This is a genomic window from Uliginosibacterium paludis (assembly GCF_039631355.1).
Classification (GTDB): domain Bacteria; phylum Pseudomonadota; class Gammaproteobacteria; order Burkholderiales; family Rhodocyclaceae; genus Uliginosibacterium; species Uliginosibacterium paludis.
Genome location: NZ_JBDIVF010000001.1, coordinates 225,095 through 241,315, shown reverse-complemented (window position 1 = coordinate 241,315; position 16,221 = coordinate 225,095). Strand labels below are relative to the sequence as shown.

Below are 16,221 nucleotides of genomic sequence, written 5' to 3'. Positions count from 1 at the left end.
GGTTCTAGCGAACGTGAAGACCGTGCAGAAACTGATGTGGGGCGAAGGCCTGTTCCTCAAGCCCCAGCATTTCCAGAGACAGGATCTCTATCACGAGCAGCGCCTGGCGTCTGGCCTGAGGGCTGCGCATGCCTGCCTGTGGGGCGTGTCATCAATGAAGGTCGATCGCGAGGCGCTTGAAAGCGGCTTGCTGAGGCTGCTCGAGATACGGGCCATCATGCAGGACGGCGAGCAGATCGATGCGCCCTATGCCGATCCGCTGCCCGAGGCGCGTGCGCTTGCGGACCTCGATATTCCGGCGGACGGGCTGGTCTTTCATCTGGCGTTGCCGCTGTTGCGTCCCGAGGGTGGCAACTCCGCGGGCGCCGGTACGCGTCAGGTGGCGGCCAGTCGTTATGTGCTGGATAGCGAGCCGGCGGGCGACCTCTACACGAACGCCGTAGAGGGGGAGCTGACCGTGCTGCGCAAGCAGCTGCGTGTGCTCGCTGACTACGAGCCTCGAGAGCAATATCTTTCCTTTGCGCTGCTCAGGATTCGCAAGACTGCGAGCGGAGGATTCGAGGCTGACGCCTCTTTTCTGCCGCCTTGCATCAGCATCGCATCCTCTCCGGTCCTGACCGGTCTGTTGCGCAGGCTGATGGACATGCTGGAGGCAAAGTGCGAGGCGCTATACGGACATCATCGCGAACCTTCGCGCAATGTCATCGAGTTCCGTTCGGGCGATGTCGCCTCCTTCTGGCTGCTGCATACCGCCAGCTCAGGCTTCGCTGAGCTCTCTCACTACTTCCATCAGCCGGCGCTTCATCCGGAGCGTCTGTTCCAGAGTCTGCTGCGGCTTGCGGGGCAGCTGCTGACGTTTTCCAAGGCCTATTCCCTGTCGGATCTGCCTGCTTACCGCCACCAGGATCCACTGGCGGGGTTCATGGCGCTGGATCGCATCATCCGCGAACTCATCGATACGGTGATTTCCGCACGCTACGTGGGCGTAGCCCTGTCCGAACTCAAGCCCGGACTTTTCAACGGTCGCCTGGAGTCCGAAAAGCTTGGCGCCAACGCGCGTTTCTATCTTTCTGTGGGGTCAGACATGCCTCCGGCCGAGCTGGTCGAGGCCGTGCCGATGCGCCTCAAGCTCGGTGCTCCGGAAGATGTCGACAAGCTGGTGCTCTCTTCGATGCCGGGCATCAAGCTGATGGCTGCTCCGCAGGTGCCGGCAGCCATTCCGGTTCGCCCTGGCTGCTATTACTTCTCGGTTGAACCGCACGGGCCGATCTACGAACGCATGCTCCAGGCACAGAGCATTGCGATCTACGTCCCTTCCGGCTTCAAGGATCTCAAACTCGAACTCATGGCGGTGATTGAATGAGCCTCTCTGCTCCGACCCTTTTCGGCAACACTCCTGCACAGCCCCGGCAGGAAGCGCCTCGCGTTCCGCGCAGCCTGGCGGATCTCATGCATGACGGCTTCTACCTGCTCTTCATGTTGCGCAATCGCGCTGCGCCTGCAGACGCCAGTGTTTTTCGCGAGCGCATCCGTCGTTTTCTCGACGAGTTCGAGCGCAATGCGAAGCGGCAGAATGCCCTGCCTGACGACATCTACGACGTGAAGTACGCTTTCTGCGCCGCGGTGGATGAAGCGGTACTGGGCTCGCGCTTCTCGGTTCGGGACGAATGGGAGCGCCAGCCCTTGCAGCTGATGCTGTTCGGTGAGCAGTTGGCCGGCGAAGTGTTCTTCGAGAAGCTCGAGGCGCTCCGGGCGCAGGGTGCCCGCCGTGTGCAGGCACTCGAAGTTTTCCACCACTGCCTGCTGCACGGCTTTCGTGGCAAGTATCTGCTGGAGGGGCCGGAGAAGATCAACTACCTCATCGGCCGTGTGGGCGATGAGGTCGCGCATCACAAGGGCAAGCGCGCCGCCTTTGCTCCGCACTGGGCGGTTCCGGATCGCGTGAAACATGCACTGCGTACCGAGATTCCGGTCTGGGTGGTGGCGAGTGTCATGGCGGTCATGGCCGTGCTCGGCTTCATCGGCATGCGGGCCTATCTTGATCGGCACACCCAGGGAATGCTGGGTGCTTACTCCGAGCTTTTCAAACTCGCCCCGAAACAGGCGCGCGTCACCATCACGCTGCCTTGATCCTGCTCCCGGTCCCTGCTTATGGAAACACTGTTTTCGGGCGCCTCGCTGGCGTCCGGCATCGGAAGCCTGCTGCCTGACCGGGCGGACTTTCTGAAGTCCCTCTCGCAGCACGCGCGTCTTGTTACGCTGACGTCTCCTCTGCCCGATGCAGCTTTGCTGGTCGAGCAGATGAAAGGCCGGGAAGCCGTTTCGGAAGACTTCTGTTTCGACATTCAGTGCGTATCGTCTTCTGCGCATATCGAGCTGAAGAGCCTGATCGGGGAGGAGCTCACGCTCAGGGTACTGCTTGCAGACGGGCGCAGTACGCGCAGTTGGCATGGGGTGGTTATGGCCGCATCGCTTCTGGGAAGCGATGGTTCGCTGGCGAGATATGCAATACGCATTCAGTCATGGACGGCGCTCATGGCGATGCGTCGAACCAGCCGGATCTTTCAGGACAAGACCGTCGAAGATATCGCACGCGAGGTCCTGGCTGAATACCCGACAGGGAGGTGGAAGTTCGAGCTCTCGGAAGCCTTGCAGCGAGTTCCGCTCTGCATTCAGTATCGGGAGACGGATCGCGAGTTCCTGGATCGTATCCTGAGTGCAGAAGGCCTCTCGTACCGCTTCGAACATGAGCAGGAGGCGGGGCCTGTCGAGGCAGGGGCTCATTCCCGGCACGGGCTCGTGATCTTCGATGCAGCGGCGGAAAGCCCCGAGTGCAGGCAGACGACCATCCGGTTTCACGGCAGCAGCGCCACGGAATCGAGCGATACGATTCAGAGCGTGCAGTGCGAAGCGCGCGTTGCCAGCACGCACTACGTTCGGTCGAGCTGGGATTACCGCCAGCTGCTGGCGCCAGGCGGCAGCGCCGCGACGGCCAACGCGGCTTCAGGGCTCCCGGAGCTTGAGGATTATGACGCCCTGGCAGCGGCCTCGTTTCAGGATCCGGCAGCGGCTGAACGCTTTGCCGAACTTTGTGCTCGTCATGCGGCATTGTCTTCCGCCGCATTCAGGATCGCAGGTACGGTTCGGCAACTGGAAGCAGGCGCGGCCTTCACGCTGACCCAGCATGAAGCGTTCAGCGGTGAAGCTGCCCGGTTCAAGGTCTTGATCGTGGAGCATGAGGCCAGCAACAATCTGGACTCAGGCGCGCGGGACCCTGGTGCGCTGCTTTCACAGGCACGGCTGGAGCGGGGCATTTACCGCAACAGGGCCGTGTGTGCGGCGGCATCCGTGCCCCTCGTACCGCGTCCGATTGCGAAGCCTGCCGCTCCTGGGTTGCAGACAGCGCTTGTTGTCGGGCCGGTTGAAGCCGGAGCTGACCTGGCCACGGCAAGCGAGCGCAATGGGCGCGTACGCATCCAGTTTCACTGGCAGCGCGGAGGACGGCCCAATCCGGGCGGACTGGCGCACGAAACCGAGCGTGCCACCGGAGACAACTCCAATGGCATATGGGTTCGCGTGGCTGAAGCGCTGGCCGGCCCGAACTGGGGCAGCAGCTTCACGCCCAGGGTGGGCAGCGAGGTGCTGGTCGATTTCGATGCCGGGGATCTGGATCATCCCGTCATCGTGGGCGCGTTGTATAACGGTCAGGACACTCCACCTTGGCCAGCGGGTGAGGAAAGCGCCGCCAATCATGCCGGTGTCGTCGCAGGGTTTCATGCGAGCACGCTCGATGGCAGCGGCTGGAGCCAGTGGCAGATTGACGACGCCAGTGGCCAGTTGCGCACCAGGCTGGCGAGCAGCGCACACGCCAGTCAGCTCAACCTGGGCTATCTGATTCAGCATCAGCCCCTCGGTGGTCAGCGCGGTGCATGGCGAGGGCAGGGCTTCGAACTGCATACTGATGGCTGGCAGATCCAGCGCGCGGCCAAGGGCATGCTGCTCTCGGCAACGGCCCGGCAGAACGGCGCCTCGACCCAGCTCGACACCGCGGAAGCGGCTGCCCAACTCAAGGCTGCTGCCGACACCGCGCAGCGTTTGTCCGACGCCGCCGCACAGTCGGAGGCTGACGCCCTGGCGCAGCTTGCCGGCGTCGAACGCTTCCGTGACGTGATCCATCCGGAAGCGGCACCCGCAGACGGTACCGGCAGCCCGGAACGCGAACTGAAGTCGTTCTCCGCGCCGGCCATGCTGGCCGAAACCCCTTCCAGCCTGGTCTTTGCCACACCAGCCAGCACGACGCTCTTCGCCGGCGAGCAGCTCGCAGTGGTTGCGCAACATGACACCCAGCTCAGCGCGCAGCACACGGCCAGCCTTGTCAGTGGAGAAGCTACCAGTCTCTATACGCATGCCGGCGGCATCAAGGCGATCGCCGCCAATGCCCCACTCTCGATTCAGGCCCACGACGGCCCCCTTGAAGTGCTGGCCGACCAGAACGTCACCATCACCTCCAGCAACGACGAAATCCATGTTCTCGCCAACGAGAAAATCGTGCTGCAAGCGGGGCAGAGCTCCATCACGCTGGAGGGCGCAAACATTACCTTTGCATGCCCGGGGAAGTTCGAGGTGAAGGCTGCGCAGAAGGCGTTGATGGGTGGAGGGTGCAGCGCAGCGGAGCTCGAGATCTTGCCCGCCGGTTCGATGGGCGTTGCAAAACTCGATCCTCTTGGCCTGCCAAAATTCGATCAATTCTTCGTTTTGCGCTGGGCCAACTCCGGCAAGCCCGTAAGCAACAGGCGCTTCAAGATTCGCCGCCAGAGCGGTGCCATTCAGACAGGAAGCACAGATGCCGATGGGCGCAGTCCTGTCCTCGATACCGCCACTGCTGAGGAACGCTTGCGCGTACAGGTCCTGCGCGACGATCTTGCCTGAGCAACACCTGTTTTCCAATTTTTTCTCTCGGCCATGACTGATTCTCAAATCCTTGTCACAGAAATCAGCGACGACGGCAGTCAGATTGCACATGCCCTCAGCACGCCGTCGAGCGACCAGAGTGGTTGCGAGATGCATGTTCTGCCGGCTCGCACGATTCCCGTGGTATTCCTGCCTGGCATCATGGGATCGCACCTGAAGCTCAGCCAGGCGCGGCAGGACGAACTCAAGAAAAGCACGAATGTTTCATGGCGTCCGGAGGCCACGATGGAGACCATCGCCATGATCTTCAAGGATCCGCATCAGCGCCAGATGATCCTGGATCCGGAGGCTACCGAAGTTGATCGCTACGAGCCAGGCAATGAAACCTCGGACAAGCGCCACAGCAACGTCTCTAAGGTGGCCTACCTGAGCGGCGCCGGGTCGGCCACGCTGACCCAGGAGCAGCGTGACCAGCATGCACGCATTCGTGGCTGGAGCGAAGTATTCTTCGAGAGCTATGGCACCCTCCTGCAAACGCTGGAGAGCCAGCTTAATCAGATGTGCCGGGAGGGCAAGGCCAACACGTCATGGACTGAGGGTGCGCGCAAAGCGCTTGATGTATCACCCGCCGAATGGGGTGGGGACGGAGGCGACAAACTGACCGCAGACGAACTGGCAACGATCAGCGATGCGTGGTATCCCGTGCATGCCATCGGCTACAACTGGTTGCGCTCCAACGGAGACTCGGCCAAGGACGTGGCCAAGCGAATCCGCGAAATCATTCAGTATTACAAGGACCGGAAGTTCCAGTGTGAGAAAGTCATCGTGGTCACCCACTCCATGGGTGGGCTCGTCGGTCGAGCGCTCATTCATCCGGAATATGGCAATGCAATGGATGTGGTAGCAGGCATCGTGCATGGCGCCATGCCCGCAGTGGGCGCGGGGGCTGCGTACAAACGCATCCGCGTGGGCTTCGAAGGCAGCGGCCTGATGGGCTACATCTTCAGAAAAGTGGTGGGGGACACCGGCCCCAAGGTCACCGCGGTGCTCGCCAATGCCCCCGGCGGTCTGCAGCTTCTGCCTTCCGAACGCTACGGCGCGGACTGGCTCAAGGCCGAACTCAATGGTGAAGAAGTGCTCTCCCTGCCTAAGTCCGACCCCTACACCGAGATCTACACAGTGCAGGACAAGTGGTATCGATTGATTACGCCGGAGTGGGTGAATCCAGCGAACTCTGAGTCGTCGGGGTTGAAAAAGAGTTTTAATAAAATCAAACAATCCCGGGATTTTCACCAAGATATTGCAACGCACTATCATCCGCTAACTTATTTGAGTTACTGCGCCGACGATAAACAAAAAGCTTGGGGGGCGGTTGTCTGGCGCACGACCAAGGCGCCGTTGTTCGAGGGTGGTGCAGGCCAACGCCTCTGGCTCGAAAAGCTGAACGTCTCCCCACTGGCTTCGCAGTGGGCCACGCAGAGTGACGACGGCGAAGGGACTGCCATCATGACTGATGGCGTAGATAGCCAGCGCTTCGGTGTGCAGATTGCCTCGCCGGCGGATTTGGGCGATGGCACGGTGCCGGCTGAGCGCTCGGCACAAGACCCTGTGCGACAAGGGAAAGCACGTATCAGCTACAAGCAGACGGGCTACGAGCACCAAGGCAGCTACCAGGACAACAAAGTCATTGCGAGCACGCTGCACGGCATTTGCAAGATTGCACACGAAGCATTCACGTGGTGGGAGAAATGACTGAACGATTGTTCGCTGCACTGCTTTTGATAATCCTCTGTAACGCATGCCAGACTGAGGCAAGAACAATGAATACTTCTCCAAAAATTGATGCGTTGTTTTCGAAGACCAAGTCCGTTTGTTTCGGGCGGTTTGTGATGGATGTGCCGGCCAATGCTGATTTTATTTTTGGAGGGCAAGCGTTTGGGCCAAATATTGAAACGATCGAAGGCGGATCAAAAACGGTTCAAGATTTAGCAAAAAAAAAGAAGACAACGCTTGAGGCTGTTAAGCACAGAGAAGAGCCGGGCTCCTTGTTGCGGACTTTTTCCGACGGACCAACCAAAGGAAGTAGTGTCCTGACGTTTCGGGAAGACAAAAGCGCAACGTACACCATGGAGGTTTGGGGGTATCTAAATGCTTATCCTCACGCGTTTGTATATAAGGGAACAACTGGAGATAACAGAACGGTTGAGACTGAAGCAGAGCGCCTAACCTACGTCGCCAACAATCTCCGCGCTCGCCAATCCGACGAAGTTCCCACCGAGCCCGGCGTGTGTCTCGATCTGGGCTTCATCAAGGATGACAGTGGCAAATTCCAGGAGATATTCAACATTGGCTTGCGCTTCCCGAGTTTGCCGGATGTGAGCTTCTCGATCTCCTCCAACAAGGATGCGCGACGCGATACTTCATTCGAAGACCGGCGCAATGAGGCGAAGAAAGCGGCCTTGATGCATGCCCCGCTGGCTACGCTCTTCGGCAAGGTCAAGACACTGCGCGAGGGTAAGCATGACGTGTTCAGGTGGGAGGGCGACGAAGCGCTGTTCCGTCGTCCGCTGGATGATGAGCGGACAGGCGTGTGGCATGAGTTCCAATTCGAGTATCCCGGCATCCGCTACGACCACCACAATCCTGGTTGGGAAGCTGCGCTCTTTACGGGAGTCAAGGGCAATACCGCGGGCGCGCAAGCTTCGAGTCTTACCGACGACGAGGCTATCGCGCTTTGGGACAGGCTGCTAGCCACCGTGCGGCTACGTGTGCCCAACTGACGTTGGCTACAGAGAGTGACGACGGCGATGGGGCTGTCATCATGACTGATGGCGTAGATAGTCAGCGCTTCGGTGTGCAGATTGCCTCGCCGGCGGATCTGGGCGATGGCACAGTGCCGGCTGAGTGCTCTGCGCAAGACCCTGTGCGACAAGGCAAAGCACGTATCAGCTACAAGCAGACGGGCTATGAGCATCAGGGCAGTTACCAGAACGACAAAGTCATAGCCAGTACGGTGCATGGCATCTGCAAGATTGCACACGAAGCATTCACGTGGTGGGAAAAATGATTGGACGACTGCTCATCGCACTGCTCCTGATCCCCCTCTGTAACGCATGCCAGACTGAGGCAAGAGCAATGAATACCTCTCCAAAAATTGATGCGCTGTTTGCGAAGACCAGGCCCGTGTGTTTCGGGCGGTTTGTGATGGATGTGCCGGCTAATGCTGATTTGATTTTTGGGGGGCAAGCGTTTGGGCCGAATATTGAGACGTTTGAAAACGGATCCAAAGATTTGAAAAAACTAGCTTCTTCAAAAAAGACTGAGCTTGAGGCGATAAAGCATAGAGAAGAGGTAGGATCTTTATTCAGATCTGAAGTTGATGGACCCACAGAGGGAAGCTGGACTCTCCTGTTTTGGAGTTCTAGAAACTCGACTTACACCACCGACGTATGGGGTTATCTAAGTGCCCCTCCGCACGGATTTCTTTACAAAGGGTTAGCGTCTCCGATTGATGGCAGACCGTTGGAAGGGGAAGTGAAGAAACTGACCTATGTTGCCAACAACCTCCGCGCCCGCCAACCCGACGAAGTTCCCACCGAGCCCGGCGTGTGTCTCGATCTGGGCTTCATCAAGGATGACGGTGGAAAATTCCAGGAGATATTCAACATTGGCTTGCGCTTCCCGAGTTTGCCGGATGTGAGCTTCTCGATCTCCTCCAACAAGGATGCGCGACGCGATACTTCATTCGAAGAGCGGCGCAATGAGGCCAAGAAAGCGGCCTTGATGCATGCCCCGCTGGCTACGCTCTTCGGCAAGGTCAAGACACTGCGCGAGGGCAAGCATGACGTGTTCAGGTGGAAGGGCGACGAAGCGCTGTTCCGTCGTCCGCTGGATGATGAGCGGAAAGGCGTTTGGCATGAGTTCCAGTTCGAATATCCCGGTATCCGCTACGACCACCACAATCCTGGTTGGGAAGCTGCGCTCTTTACGGGAGTCAAGGGCAATACCGCAGGCGCGCAAGCTTCGAGTCTTACCGACGACGAGGCTATCGCGCTTTGGGACAGGCTGCTAGCCACCGTGCGGCTACGTGTGCCCAACTGACGTTGGCTACAGAGAGTGACGACGGCGATGGGGCTGTCATCATGACTGAAGGCGTAGATAGTCAGCGCTTCGGTGTGCAGATTGCCTCGCCGGCGGATTTGGGCGATGGCACGGTGCCGGCTGAGCGCTCGGCACAAGACCCTGTGCGACAAGGGAAAGCACGTATCAGCTACAAGCAGACGGGCTACGAGCACCAAGGCAGTTACCAGAATGACAAAGTCATTGCGAGCACGCTGCACGGCATTTGCAAGATTGCACACGAAGCTTTTACATGGTGGGAAAAATGAGTGGACGATTGCTAGCAGCACTGCTCCTGATCATCCTCTGTAACGCAAGCCAGACTGAGGCAAGAACAATGAACACTTCTCAGAAAATTGATGACCTGTTTGCGAAGACAAAACCCGTGTGCTTTGGACGCTTTGTGATGGATGTGCCGGCTAACGCTGATCTGATTTTTTGGGGGCAGGCATTTGGGCCGAATATTGAAACGATCCCAAATGGATCAAAGGCGATCAAAGGGCTTTCGGAAGAAGAGAAGACTGAGCTTGAGGCTGTTAAGCACCAAGAAGAGCCTGGCTCGCTGCTTCGCTCAGCAACTGACGGTCCAACGCCAGGCAGCAAAGTTTTGCAATTTAGAGAAAATGACACAGCAACTCGTGTTATGCGTATCTGGGGTTACTTCAATGTACCTCCACACGGTTTTGTTTACAAAGGTGCAACAGCCCCCAGTGAAGGCAGAACTGTTGAAACAGAAATGCAGACACTGACCTACGTTGCCACCAACCTCCGCGCCCGCAAACTCGACGAAGTCCCCACCGAGCCCGGTGTCTGCCTGGACCTAGGTTTCATCAAAGATGACATTGGCAAGTTCCAGGAAATCTTCAACATCGGCCTGTGTTTTCCGAGTCTGCCGGATGTGAGTTTTTCGATCTCCACCAACAAGGATGCGCGGCGCGACACTTCGTTCGAAGCGCGCCGCAATGAGGCGAAGAAAGCGGCCCTGTTGTCTGCGCCGCTTGCCACGCTCTTTGGCAAGGTGAAGTCCCTGCGCGAAGGCAAGCACGACGTCTACAAGTGGAAGGGGGACGAAGCGCTGTTCCGTCGCCCACTTGACGACGATCAGAAAGGTGCGTGGCACGAATTCCAGTTTGAATACGCGGGGGTGCGCTACGACCACCACAATCCTGGTTGGGAAGCTGCGCTCTTTACGGGAGTCAAGGGCAATACAGCAGGCGCGCAAGCTTCGAGTCTTACCGACGACGAGGCTATCGCGCTTTGGGACAGGCTGCTCTCTACCCTTCGCCTGCGCGTACCGGACTGATTCGAGGCGGCTGGCATCTACAGGCAAGGTTTGGTTGCGGATTTATGCACATCTTGTTTGCGCGAATATTGGCATGCGATTGAGCCTGTTTCCTGAACGTTTTGGTACCTGAATAAATCGGTGCCGGAATCTGAATGAATGTGTTGCTAGAGAGGATGTCATGAGTGTGCGGTGTTTTCTGTTGGGCTTGGGGATGCTTGTTGTGACGGGCTGTTCAGGCCTCGGGCCCTCCGGGCAGGACAGGGGGCGGGTGGAGATGCCGGAGCCTTTGCTGGGGATGAATGTGTTTGTGGCGACGGACCCGATGGCGATTCCTGCGACGGGGGTGGCGGCGCAGGGCGTGCCCAATCCTCGCAAGCCGATTCCGTTTGACGACAAGGCCGATCCGGCTGTGCAGCAGATGGTGTTCGGCTTCTCGATGGATCTTCGCGAAAGTGTGGAGCCTGTGTTTCGCAAGCAGTTTGAGCAGACCTGGAGTTATGTGGCGGGTGCCAGTTATCCCTGGGACGAACTCAGGCGTGACCAGCGCAATTACTCTTTGATTGTCTGGCCGACGCGCAGCAGTGCGCAGAGTCAGCAGATCGATGTCTACGCGGTGCTTGTTCACGAGGCGACGGGGCGCCGGGTCTGGCAGCAGATGTTTGCTGACCCGTATGGCACACGCAAGGCCCTGGCGGGCAGCTACTCGCGTGCCGAACGCCTGGCGATCGTCCGGGCCATGGCCGAGAAGATGATCGACGACATGAAGCGCAAGGGCGTGCTGGCGGGCTCCGGCGCGGCGCGTACCGACCTGGCCGTGTTCTGAGCAGGCTTACATGCAGCGGAAACGATATGCGAAATGAATTGAAATCAGGGCGCGCCGTTCAGCGTGCATCCTTGCGGCTTCTCCTCAGCCTGGTGCTTGCCTGCGGGGCCGGCGCGGTGCTGGCCGCTCCTGGCGGCGAGGCGGCGGAGCCAGCACAGGGCGAGCGTGAGGCCTGGCCTTTCCGTTACGTGCTGAAGATCGATACGCCTTACTTCTTCAATATCCGGGCGATGCGTGGACGCAAGAAACTCGCGAATCCGGTGTCCGGGCAAACGCAGGAGATCGAGGCCATTTCAGACCGGGTCAGGACCTATGTCGTCGAGACCCGGCAGCTTGAGCGTGAGGAGGTCATTTCCACGCTGCTGCTTGAGTTTGACCGTGAAGGCAAGTTGCTGACACCGGTGGACTGGCCGCGCAAGCTTGGTGGCCGGCTCGATGATGAGGACGAGCTGGTGCTGGAGGACGGCAGCGCGCGATCTCCGGTCTTCGCGCTCGGTTCATGGCTGACCGCCACCGACAAGGCCTCCAGTCGTTACGCTCCGGCACTTTGCTCCAGCGAAGACGAACAACGTTATGCGCCAGGGTTTGTGCCGAGCACGGTGAGTGGAGGTTTCGGTTGTCGGGAGTGGAGTTTCTATCAGCAGAATGCGCGTCTGCCCTACATCGACGTCACGACCTACCAGCTGGAAACCGATCGCACCGCGAAACCGGATCGCCGGGGGCGGCTGCCGCAACGCGTGCTGGCCACGATCAAGCCTTCACTGGGCTGGGGGCGATTCGACCAGCCCCCCAAGCCCGTCATCGGCAAGCATGGTGACAGCTGGTTCTGTCTGCATGATTGTCCGGACGGCGATCTGCCGGGCTACATTCCGAACATGAAATCCTGGCTGGCACGGCACAAGTGGCCCGCGCCCGCCGTGCCGAAGTCGATGCCGGTTTTTCCTGACAAAGCCTGAGCCCGCCTGCTTGCCGGAAGCTTTCGCATTCGTGGTGCGGCCGCGAACGGAATGCCGGGGCAGGGGGGCGAACAGGTCAGTCTCGTTTTCAAGCTTCAGGCGTCTGCGGGAAGGGGCTTCTGCAAGGCTCCGCAACGAGTCTCCAGCGATGAATGCACGCGCATTCCAGGGTATGCATATCGCATGGTCTCGCTGGCGTGCGGCCTTGCTTCTTCGCGACTTGCCGGCTGGCGCCCGGGTGTGGCTTGAGCTGCAACATGAGGTGGGCCGGTGCGCTCGGGCACGTTGCTTGCCCCCTCCGCCGGGCGTTTCCGCAAGGCTTCCGATGGAGGTTCGCGATGCCGCCATTCCAGTGCCCACGGTGTGGTCAGACCGTTTTCTTTGACAATACCCTCTGCGGCGGCTGTGGCGCAGCGCTGGGCTATTTGCCCCGAATGCGGCGGATGAGCGAGGCCTCCGTCGACGGCGGCTTGAGGCGCTGCGCGAATCACGCACTTCATGGATTCTGCAACTGGCTGCTCGAAGAGCCGGAGCACTCCTGGCTTTGCCTGAGTTGCCGGCTGACCCGGGTGTCACCCGATCTTTCCATGGCGGGCAAGCTTGAGGCCTGGCAGAAGCTCGAAGCAGCGAAGAAGCGCGTGGTGGTGACTCTGATGCAACTCGGGCTGACGCCCGAACCCAAGCACAGTGCCGAAGATCCGCTTGGCCTGAGTTTCGAGTTCCTCGACAGCCAGCCGGATGCTTCCCCCGTTCTGACCGGACATGCCGATGGCGTCATCACGCTCAACATGGCCGAGGCAGACGATGTCTATCGCGAGAAGGCGCGGGTGGATTTCGGTGAGCCGGTGCGCAATCTGCTCGGTCATTTCCGGCATGAGGTGGCGCATTACCTGCAGTATCGCTGGCTGGCCGGAAACGAGCGGGCCATGGATCGCTGCCGGGCCGTCTTTGGTGACGAGCGTGCCGACTACGCCAGTGCGCTGGCCGCGTATCACCAGAGCGGTCCGCCGGCTGACTGGCAGACCCGTTTCATCTCAGCGTATGCAAGTGCGCATCCTTGGGAAGACTGGGCGGAAACATGTGCGCATGTGCTGCTGGTTCTGGATGCAGTGGAGACTGCCGCCGCCTGGGGGCTGCGGCTTGAAGGGCCTGCCGCGACGGCCGAACCGGCGCGCGCGGGCTTTCGCCCCGAGGTCGAGCATCTGGTGGTGGAGCAATGGCTGCCGGTCGCGCGGTTTCTGAATGCCATGAGCCGGAGCATGGGGGAGCGGGATCCCTATCCCTTCCTGATTCCGGACGAAGTCTTGTGCAAGATGAATACCGTGCAGAAACTGCTGCGCGAGGCGGCAACGCAGTACTTGCCGGGCTCCGCCTGATGTCTTCGTCATGACGGTTGGGGGCCGGCCGGAGTCCGGAGCGCCGGGCTGACCGCGTGTGACGGGCCTCGCAAAAAAAAGGGAGAGCGTAAGCTCTCCCCAAAGCGCGGGGGACGCGTTTCAGATTCGGTGCCGGCTCATCGCTGCCTGCGCGCGGACAGGCGTTCCACCAGCAGCCCGAGGCAGCCGCCTGCGATCGAGAACAGGCCAGCGGAGATCATTGCGACGAACTCCGGCAGCGCCGCGGCAGGCGGCCAGCCCGAGGCGGCGAGCCCCGCCGCGAAGGCGGTGCCGCACAAGGCGCCCGCCATTGCGATCGTGGTGGGGGAATATACGGGTGATCCCTGGCCCGCCGCGTCGCGCCGGGCCTCGCCCCCGCTCGCTCGTACAGGGGCGACGACACCGGGCTGTGCAACGCGGCAGGTCTTGCTGGACAAAGCGTTGTTTCCGAATGCGAAGCTCGTTGTCATGTTCAGGCTCCGGAGTGTCCAAGACGGAAAGCGCCGTCCATTGCAGACAGTTTGCTGCGCGCGGGGCGCCCGTCCTATCGGTAAAGGCTGATTGCGGCTGCAGGACGTCTCCTACATCGATCAGCCGGGCGCTGCGCTGACCCGAACTGCCCGCGCCGTCTGACCGTGCGTGAGCAATCGGGCGCGGCGGATCCGCCTCGCGTTCAGCGCACGGTGCGCGGCGCTTCCCCCGGCGGCCAGAAGAAATGCGTGGGGCGGTGAATCAGTCTCCACAGCAGGTGGCGGCCCACGCCACGCGCCTGGCTCGGCCGGATCCGGCGGGATTTCAGCGCAACATGCAGAGCGAGTGAGAAGCTGACCGCGAGATTGCTCAGACCGATCAGCAGGACTCCCAGGAGTGTTATGCCCGCGGCATGCAGCGTGGTGGCGCTGGCGCCGCTCAGTCCCAACACCAGATTGGCGCTCGCAAAGGTGACATGGCGGATGTCGAGCGGCAGGCCCAGCAGAAAACCCAGGGTCCCCATGCTGCCCAGCATGAAACCGAGTGCGAGATTGCCGATCAGCGCACCGGTGTTGTGTTCGAGATAGCTTGCGAGCCGGAGATGGCGGGCGTCTCCCAGAAGGGCCCGGGGCCATCTGAGGCGCAGGATCCGCTCGCGCAGCCGATGGTAGATGGCGAGGTTGTCGCAGTAGCCGGAGATGAGCCCGGCCAGAAACAGGCAGACACCCGCGATGGCGGCATGAGCGATCGCCGGGCTGTGCCACGGATGGAGGTCCTCGAGCAGGTGGCGGGCCTGCGCGGCCCCGATCAGGGGGCTCGCGCTGCCGTGTTGCCAGACCAGTGCGATAGCGCCCGCTGCGAGCATGGCGAGCAGCATGTTGCCGAGGATCGCAATGAACTGCGAGCGGCAGACCTGCACGATCAGATCCGCGATCTCGTCGGCCGGACTGCTGCCCGGGTGATCCGGCTCCAGCGCTGCCGCAAGGGTTGCCGCTGTCATTGCGGGTTGCTTGGTGGCAATGGTGAAGCCGGACAGATGAACGAGCACGAAACCGGCGCCATAGTTGAGGCTGAGGGCGAGCGCGTTCCATACCGGGGGCAGGCCGAGGCTCGTGATGAATCCCTTGAAGAGCGCCATCACCGCGACGATCACGCCCGCACCGGCGGCCGCGCGGAACAGCGCATGAAATTCGCGCCTGTCACGGGCGATGTAGTGCTCGCCGGTCTGGCTGGCATGTTCGGTAACCCGTCGCGCCAACTGATCGGTCACGCTGCCGACCAGTTCACGCAGGCTGTTGCGCCGTGAAACGGCGCCCACCAGCAGGGCAAGCAGGCTGCTGGCCCCCGCGAGCGATTCGCTGTCAGGATGACTGATCGCGAGCAGCAGGCGCAGCCGATCCACGATCTGGCCGGCGCGGGTCAGCAGCCAGCCCAGCCGGACTGCTGCGCCCGAGTCGCGAGCCTGGCGGCGCAGTTTGAGGAGGGCGACACTGCACTGGTCCAGCAGTACCTCGACATGGGCCATGTCGGGCATCTGCCGATGGCGAGGCGATGCATTTGGCATGCTTTCAAGCATCAGTTCGAGCTCGCGCTGGAGGCCCAGAAAGGGAGATTCGTACAGGGCCAGTGCGGGCTGGTAGCGCACGATCTCGGGCTCGATGCCGGTCGCTGCAAGCCGACAGGCGAGAACCCGCATGGCCTCCCGGTGGGCGCGTCGCAACTGCGCTTCGCCCGGCGTGTCGCCGCCTCGTCCCCAGCCAACGGCTTCCAGCAGCCTCTGCCACTCGGCAAGGGAGATGGAGGCCAGCCAGCAGGCGTCGCCAGCGTCGTGGAACACCTCTTCGATGAGATCCTGCAGAAACTGCGGATTGATCGCCGGCGGCAGGATCCGGTTGATCAGGCGTTCGCGCATCGAGGTGAAGAAACCGGTGGCGCCGAGGACGCCCCCTTCGGCGAGCAGAAAGCTGTGATTGCGGGCCGCGAGCAGGTCCGAAAGATAGCCGCGCAGCGCGCCCGCAAGCTCGGGGCGAGCCTCGAGCAGCATGATGAAAACGGCCAGCGGCCTGCTCGCGTCGGACCCTTTGCCGGCGAGTGCTCGTGGCCTCAGCAGCGCGACTAGCCGTACCAGCGGGCCGGGGTCGTTGCCGGGGCTGACGGGCAAGAGGGCCTCAAGCAAGGCCTCGAGTGCCTCGCGCAGCGGCGCCTCACTGTCGCTCAGGCCGGCGCGGCTGCCTGTTCCGCCCATGCCGTGCTTTCCGTGCGACGCGAAGATGGCTTGAG

At 61.0% G+C, this 16,221-nt stretch carries 14 protein-coding genes; 12 read left to right on the top strand and 2 right to left on the bottom strand.

Annotated features, from left to right (window positions below):
• Window positions 1-13: 13 nt before the first annotated feature.
• The 12 genes from tssK (at window position 14) to ABDB87_RS01060 (ending at window position 13,470) form a co-directional block, all read left to right on the top strand.
• Entirely contained in the window at window positions 14-1,363 is a 1,350-nt protein-coding gene (gene tssK, locus ABDB87_RS01115; RefSeq protein ID WP_345923308.1) for a type VI secretion system baseplate subunit TssK, read from the top strand.
• Window positions 1,360-2,130: a type IVB secretion system protein IcmH/DotU gene (gene icmH, locus ABDB87_RS01110; RefSeq protein WP_345923306.1), complete on the top strand. Its 771-nt coding sequence runs from the start codon at window positions 1,360-1,362 to the stop codon at window positions 2,128-2,130. Before tssK ends, icmH begins: the two co-directional genes overlap by 4 nt.
• A 21-nt stretch (window positions 2,131-2,151) precedes the next feature.
• Window positions 2,152-4,929, top strand: a complete 2,778-nt coding sequence (locus tag ABDB87_RS01105) for a type VI secretion system Vgr family protein (protein WP_345923304.1) — start codon at window positions 2,152-2,154, stop codon at window positions 4,927-4,929.
• A gap of 33 nt (window positions 4,930-4,962) precedes the next feature.
• Window positions 4,963-6,663, top strand: coding sequence for an esterase/lipase family protein (locus tag ABDB87_RS01100; protein WP_345923301.1), 1,701 nt, complete (start codon window positions 4,963-4,965; stop codon window positions 6,661-6,663).
• Window positions 6,664-6,731: 68 nt separating this feature from the next.
• Window positions 6,732-7,691 (top strand): T6SS immunity protein Tli4 family protein, encoded by a 960-nt coding sequence (locus ABDB87_RS01095; protein WP_345923299.1) that lies wholly within the window; start codon window positions 6,732-6,734, stop codon window positions 7,689-7,691.
• A 41-nt stretch (window positions 7,692-7,732) separates the two neighbouring features.
• Window positions 7,733-7,978 (top strand): hypothetical protein, encoded by a 246-nt coding sequence (locus ABDB87_RS01090; RefSeq protein WP_345923297.1) that lies wholly within the window; start codon window positions 7,733-7,735, stop codon window positions 7,976-7,978.
• A 68-nt stretch (window positions 7,979-8,046) separates the two neighbouring features.
• Entirely contained in the window at window positions 8,047-9,012 is a 966-nt protein-coding gene (locus ABDB87_RS01085; protein ID WP_345923296.1) for a T6SS immunity protein Tli4 family protein, read from the top strand.
• A gap of 41 nt (window positions 9,013-9,053) precedes the next feature.
• Entirely contained in the window at window positions 9,054-9,299 is a 246-nt protein-coding gene (locus ABDB87_RS01080; RefSeq protein WP_345923294.1) for a hypothetical protein, read from the top strand.
• A 68-nt stretch (window positions 9,300-9,367) separates the two neighbouring features.
• A complete protein-coding gene (locus ABDB87_RS01075; protein WP_345923292.1) occupies window positions 9,368-10,333 on the top strand; it encodes a T6SS immunity protein Tli4 family protein in 966 nt (321 codons plus the stop codon).
• Between the two features lie 250 nt (window positions 10,334-10,583).
• Window positions 10,584-11,138, top strand: a complete 555-nt coding sequence (locus ABDB87_RS01070) for a hypothetical protein (protein ID WP_345923290.1) — start codon at window positions 10,584-10,586, stop codon at window positions 11,136-11,138.
• Window positions 11,139-11,209: 71 nt separating this feature from the next.
• On the top strand, window positions 11,210-12,094 hold the full coding sequence (locus ABDB87_RS01065; RefSeq protein ID WP_345923288.1) for a hypothetical protein: 885 nt from the start codon (window positions 11,210-11,212) through the stop codon (window positions 12,092-12,094).
• 152 nt (window positions 12,095-12,246) lie between these two features.
• Window positions 12,247-13,470 (top strand): zinc-binding metallopeptidase family protein, encoded by a 1,224-nt coding sequence (locus tag ABDB87_RS01060; protein ID WP_345923286.1) that lies wholly within the window; start codon window positions 12,247-12,249, stop codon window positions 13,468-13,470.
• Window positions 13,471-13,607: 137 nt separating this feature from the next.
• On the opposite strand, the gene ABDB87_RS01055 is transcribed toward ABDB87_RS01060, so the two are convergent.
• Together ABDB87_RS01055 and ABDB87_RS01050 are read right to left on the bottom strand one after the other, a co-directional pair.
• Window positions 13,608-13,940, bottom strand: coding sequence for a hypothetical protein (locus tag ABDB87_RS01055; RefSeq protein WP_345923284.1), 333 nt, complete (start codon window positions 13,938-13,940; stop codon window positions 13,608-13,610).
• Window positions 13,941-14,143: 203 nt separating this feature from the next.
• A complete protein-coding gene (locus ABDB87_RS01050; RefSeq protein WP_345923282.1) occupies window positions 14,144-16,186 on the bottom strand; it encodes a preprotein translocase subunit TatB in 2,043 nt (680 codons plus the stop codon).
• Between the last annotated feature and the right edge of the window lie 35 nt (window positions 16,187-16,221).

Coding starts and splice junctions, on each gene's coding strand:
- icmH (WP_345923306.1), top strand. CDS start 1,360: ATGAGCCTCTCTGCTCCGACCCTTTTCGGCAACACTCCTGCACAGCCC.
- ABDB87_RS01100 (WP_345923301.1), top strand. CDS start 4,963: ATGACTGATTCTCAAATCCTTGTCACAGAAATCAGCGACGACGGCAGT.
- ABDB87_RS01075 (WP_345923292.1), top strand. CDS start 9,368: ATGAACACTTCTCAGAAAATTGATGACCTGTTTGCGAAGACAAAACCC.
- ABDB87_RS01095 (WP_345923299.1), top strand. CDS start 6,732: ATGAATACTTCTCCAAAAATTGATGCGTTGTTTTCGAAGACCAAGTCC.
- ABDB87_RS01085 (WP_345923296.1), top strand. CDS start 8,047: ATGAATACCTCTCCAAAAATTGATGCGCTGTTTGCGAAGACCAGGCCC.
- ABDB87_RS01105 (WP_345923304.1), top strand. CDS start 2,152: ATGGAAACACTGTTTTCGGGCGCCTCGCTGGCGTCCGGCATCGGAAGC.
- ABDB87_RS01055 (WP_345923284.1), bottom strand. CDS start 13,940: ATGACAACGAGCTTCGCATTCGGAAACAACGCTTTGTCCAGCAAGACC.
- ABDB87_RS01050 (WP_345923282.1), bottom strand. CDS start 16,186: ATGGGCGGAACAGGCAGCCGCGCCGGCCTGAGCGACAGTGAGGCGCCG.
- ABDB87_RS01090 (WP_345923297.1), top strand. CDS start 7,733: ATGACTGATGGCGTAGATAGTCAGCGCTTCGGTGTGCAGATTGCCTCG.
- ABDB87_RS01060 (WP_345923286.1), top strand. CDS start 12,247: ATGCACGCGCATTCCAGGGTATGCATATCGCATGGTCTCGCTGGCGTG.
- ABDB87_RS01080 (WP_345923294.1), top strand. CDS start 9,054: ATGACTGAAGGCGTAGATAGTCAGCGCTTCGGTGTGCAGATTGCCTCG.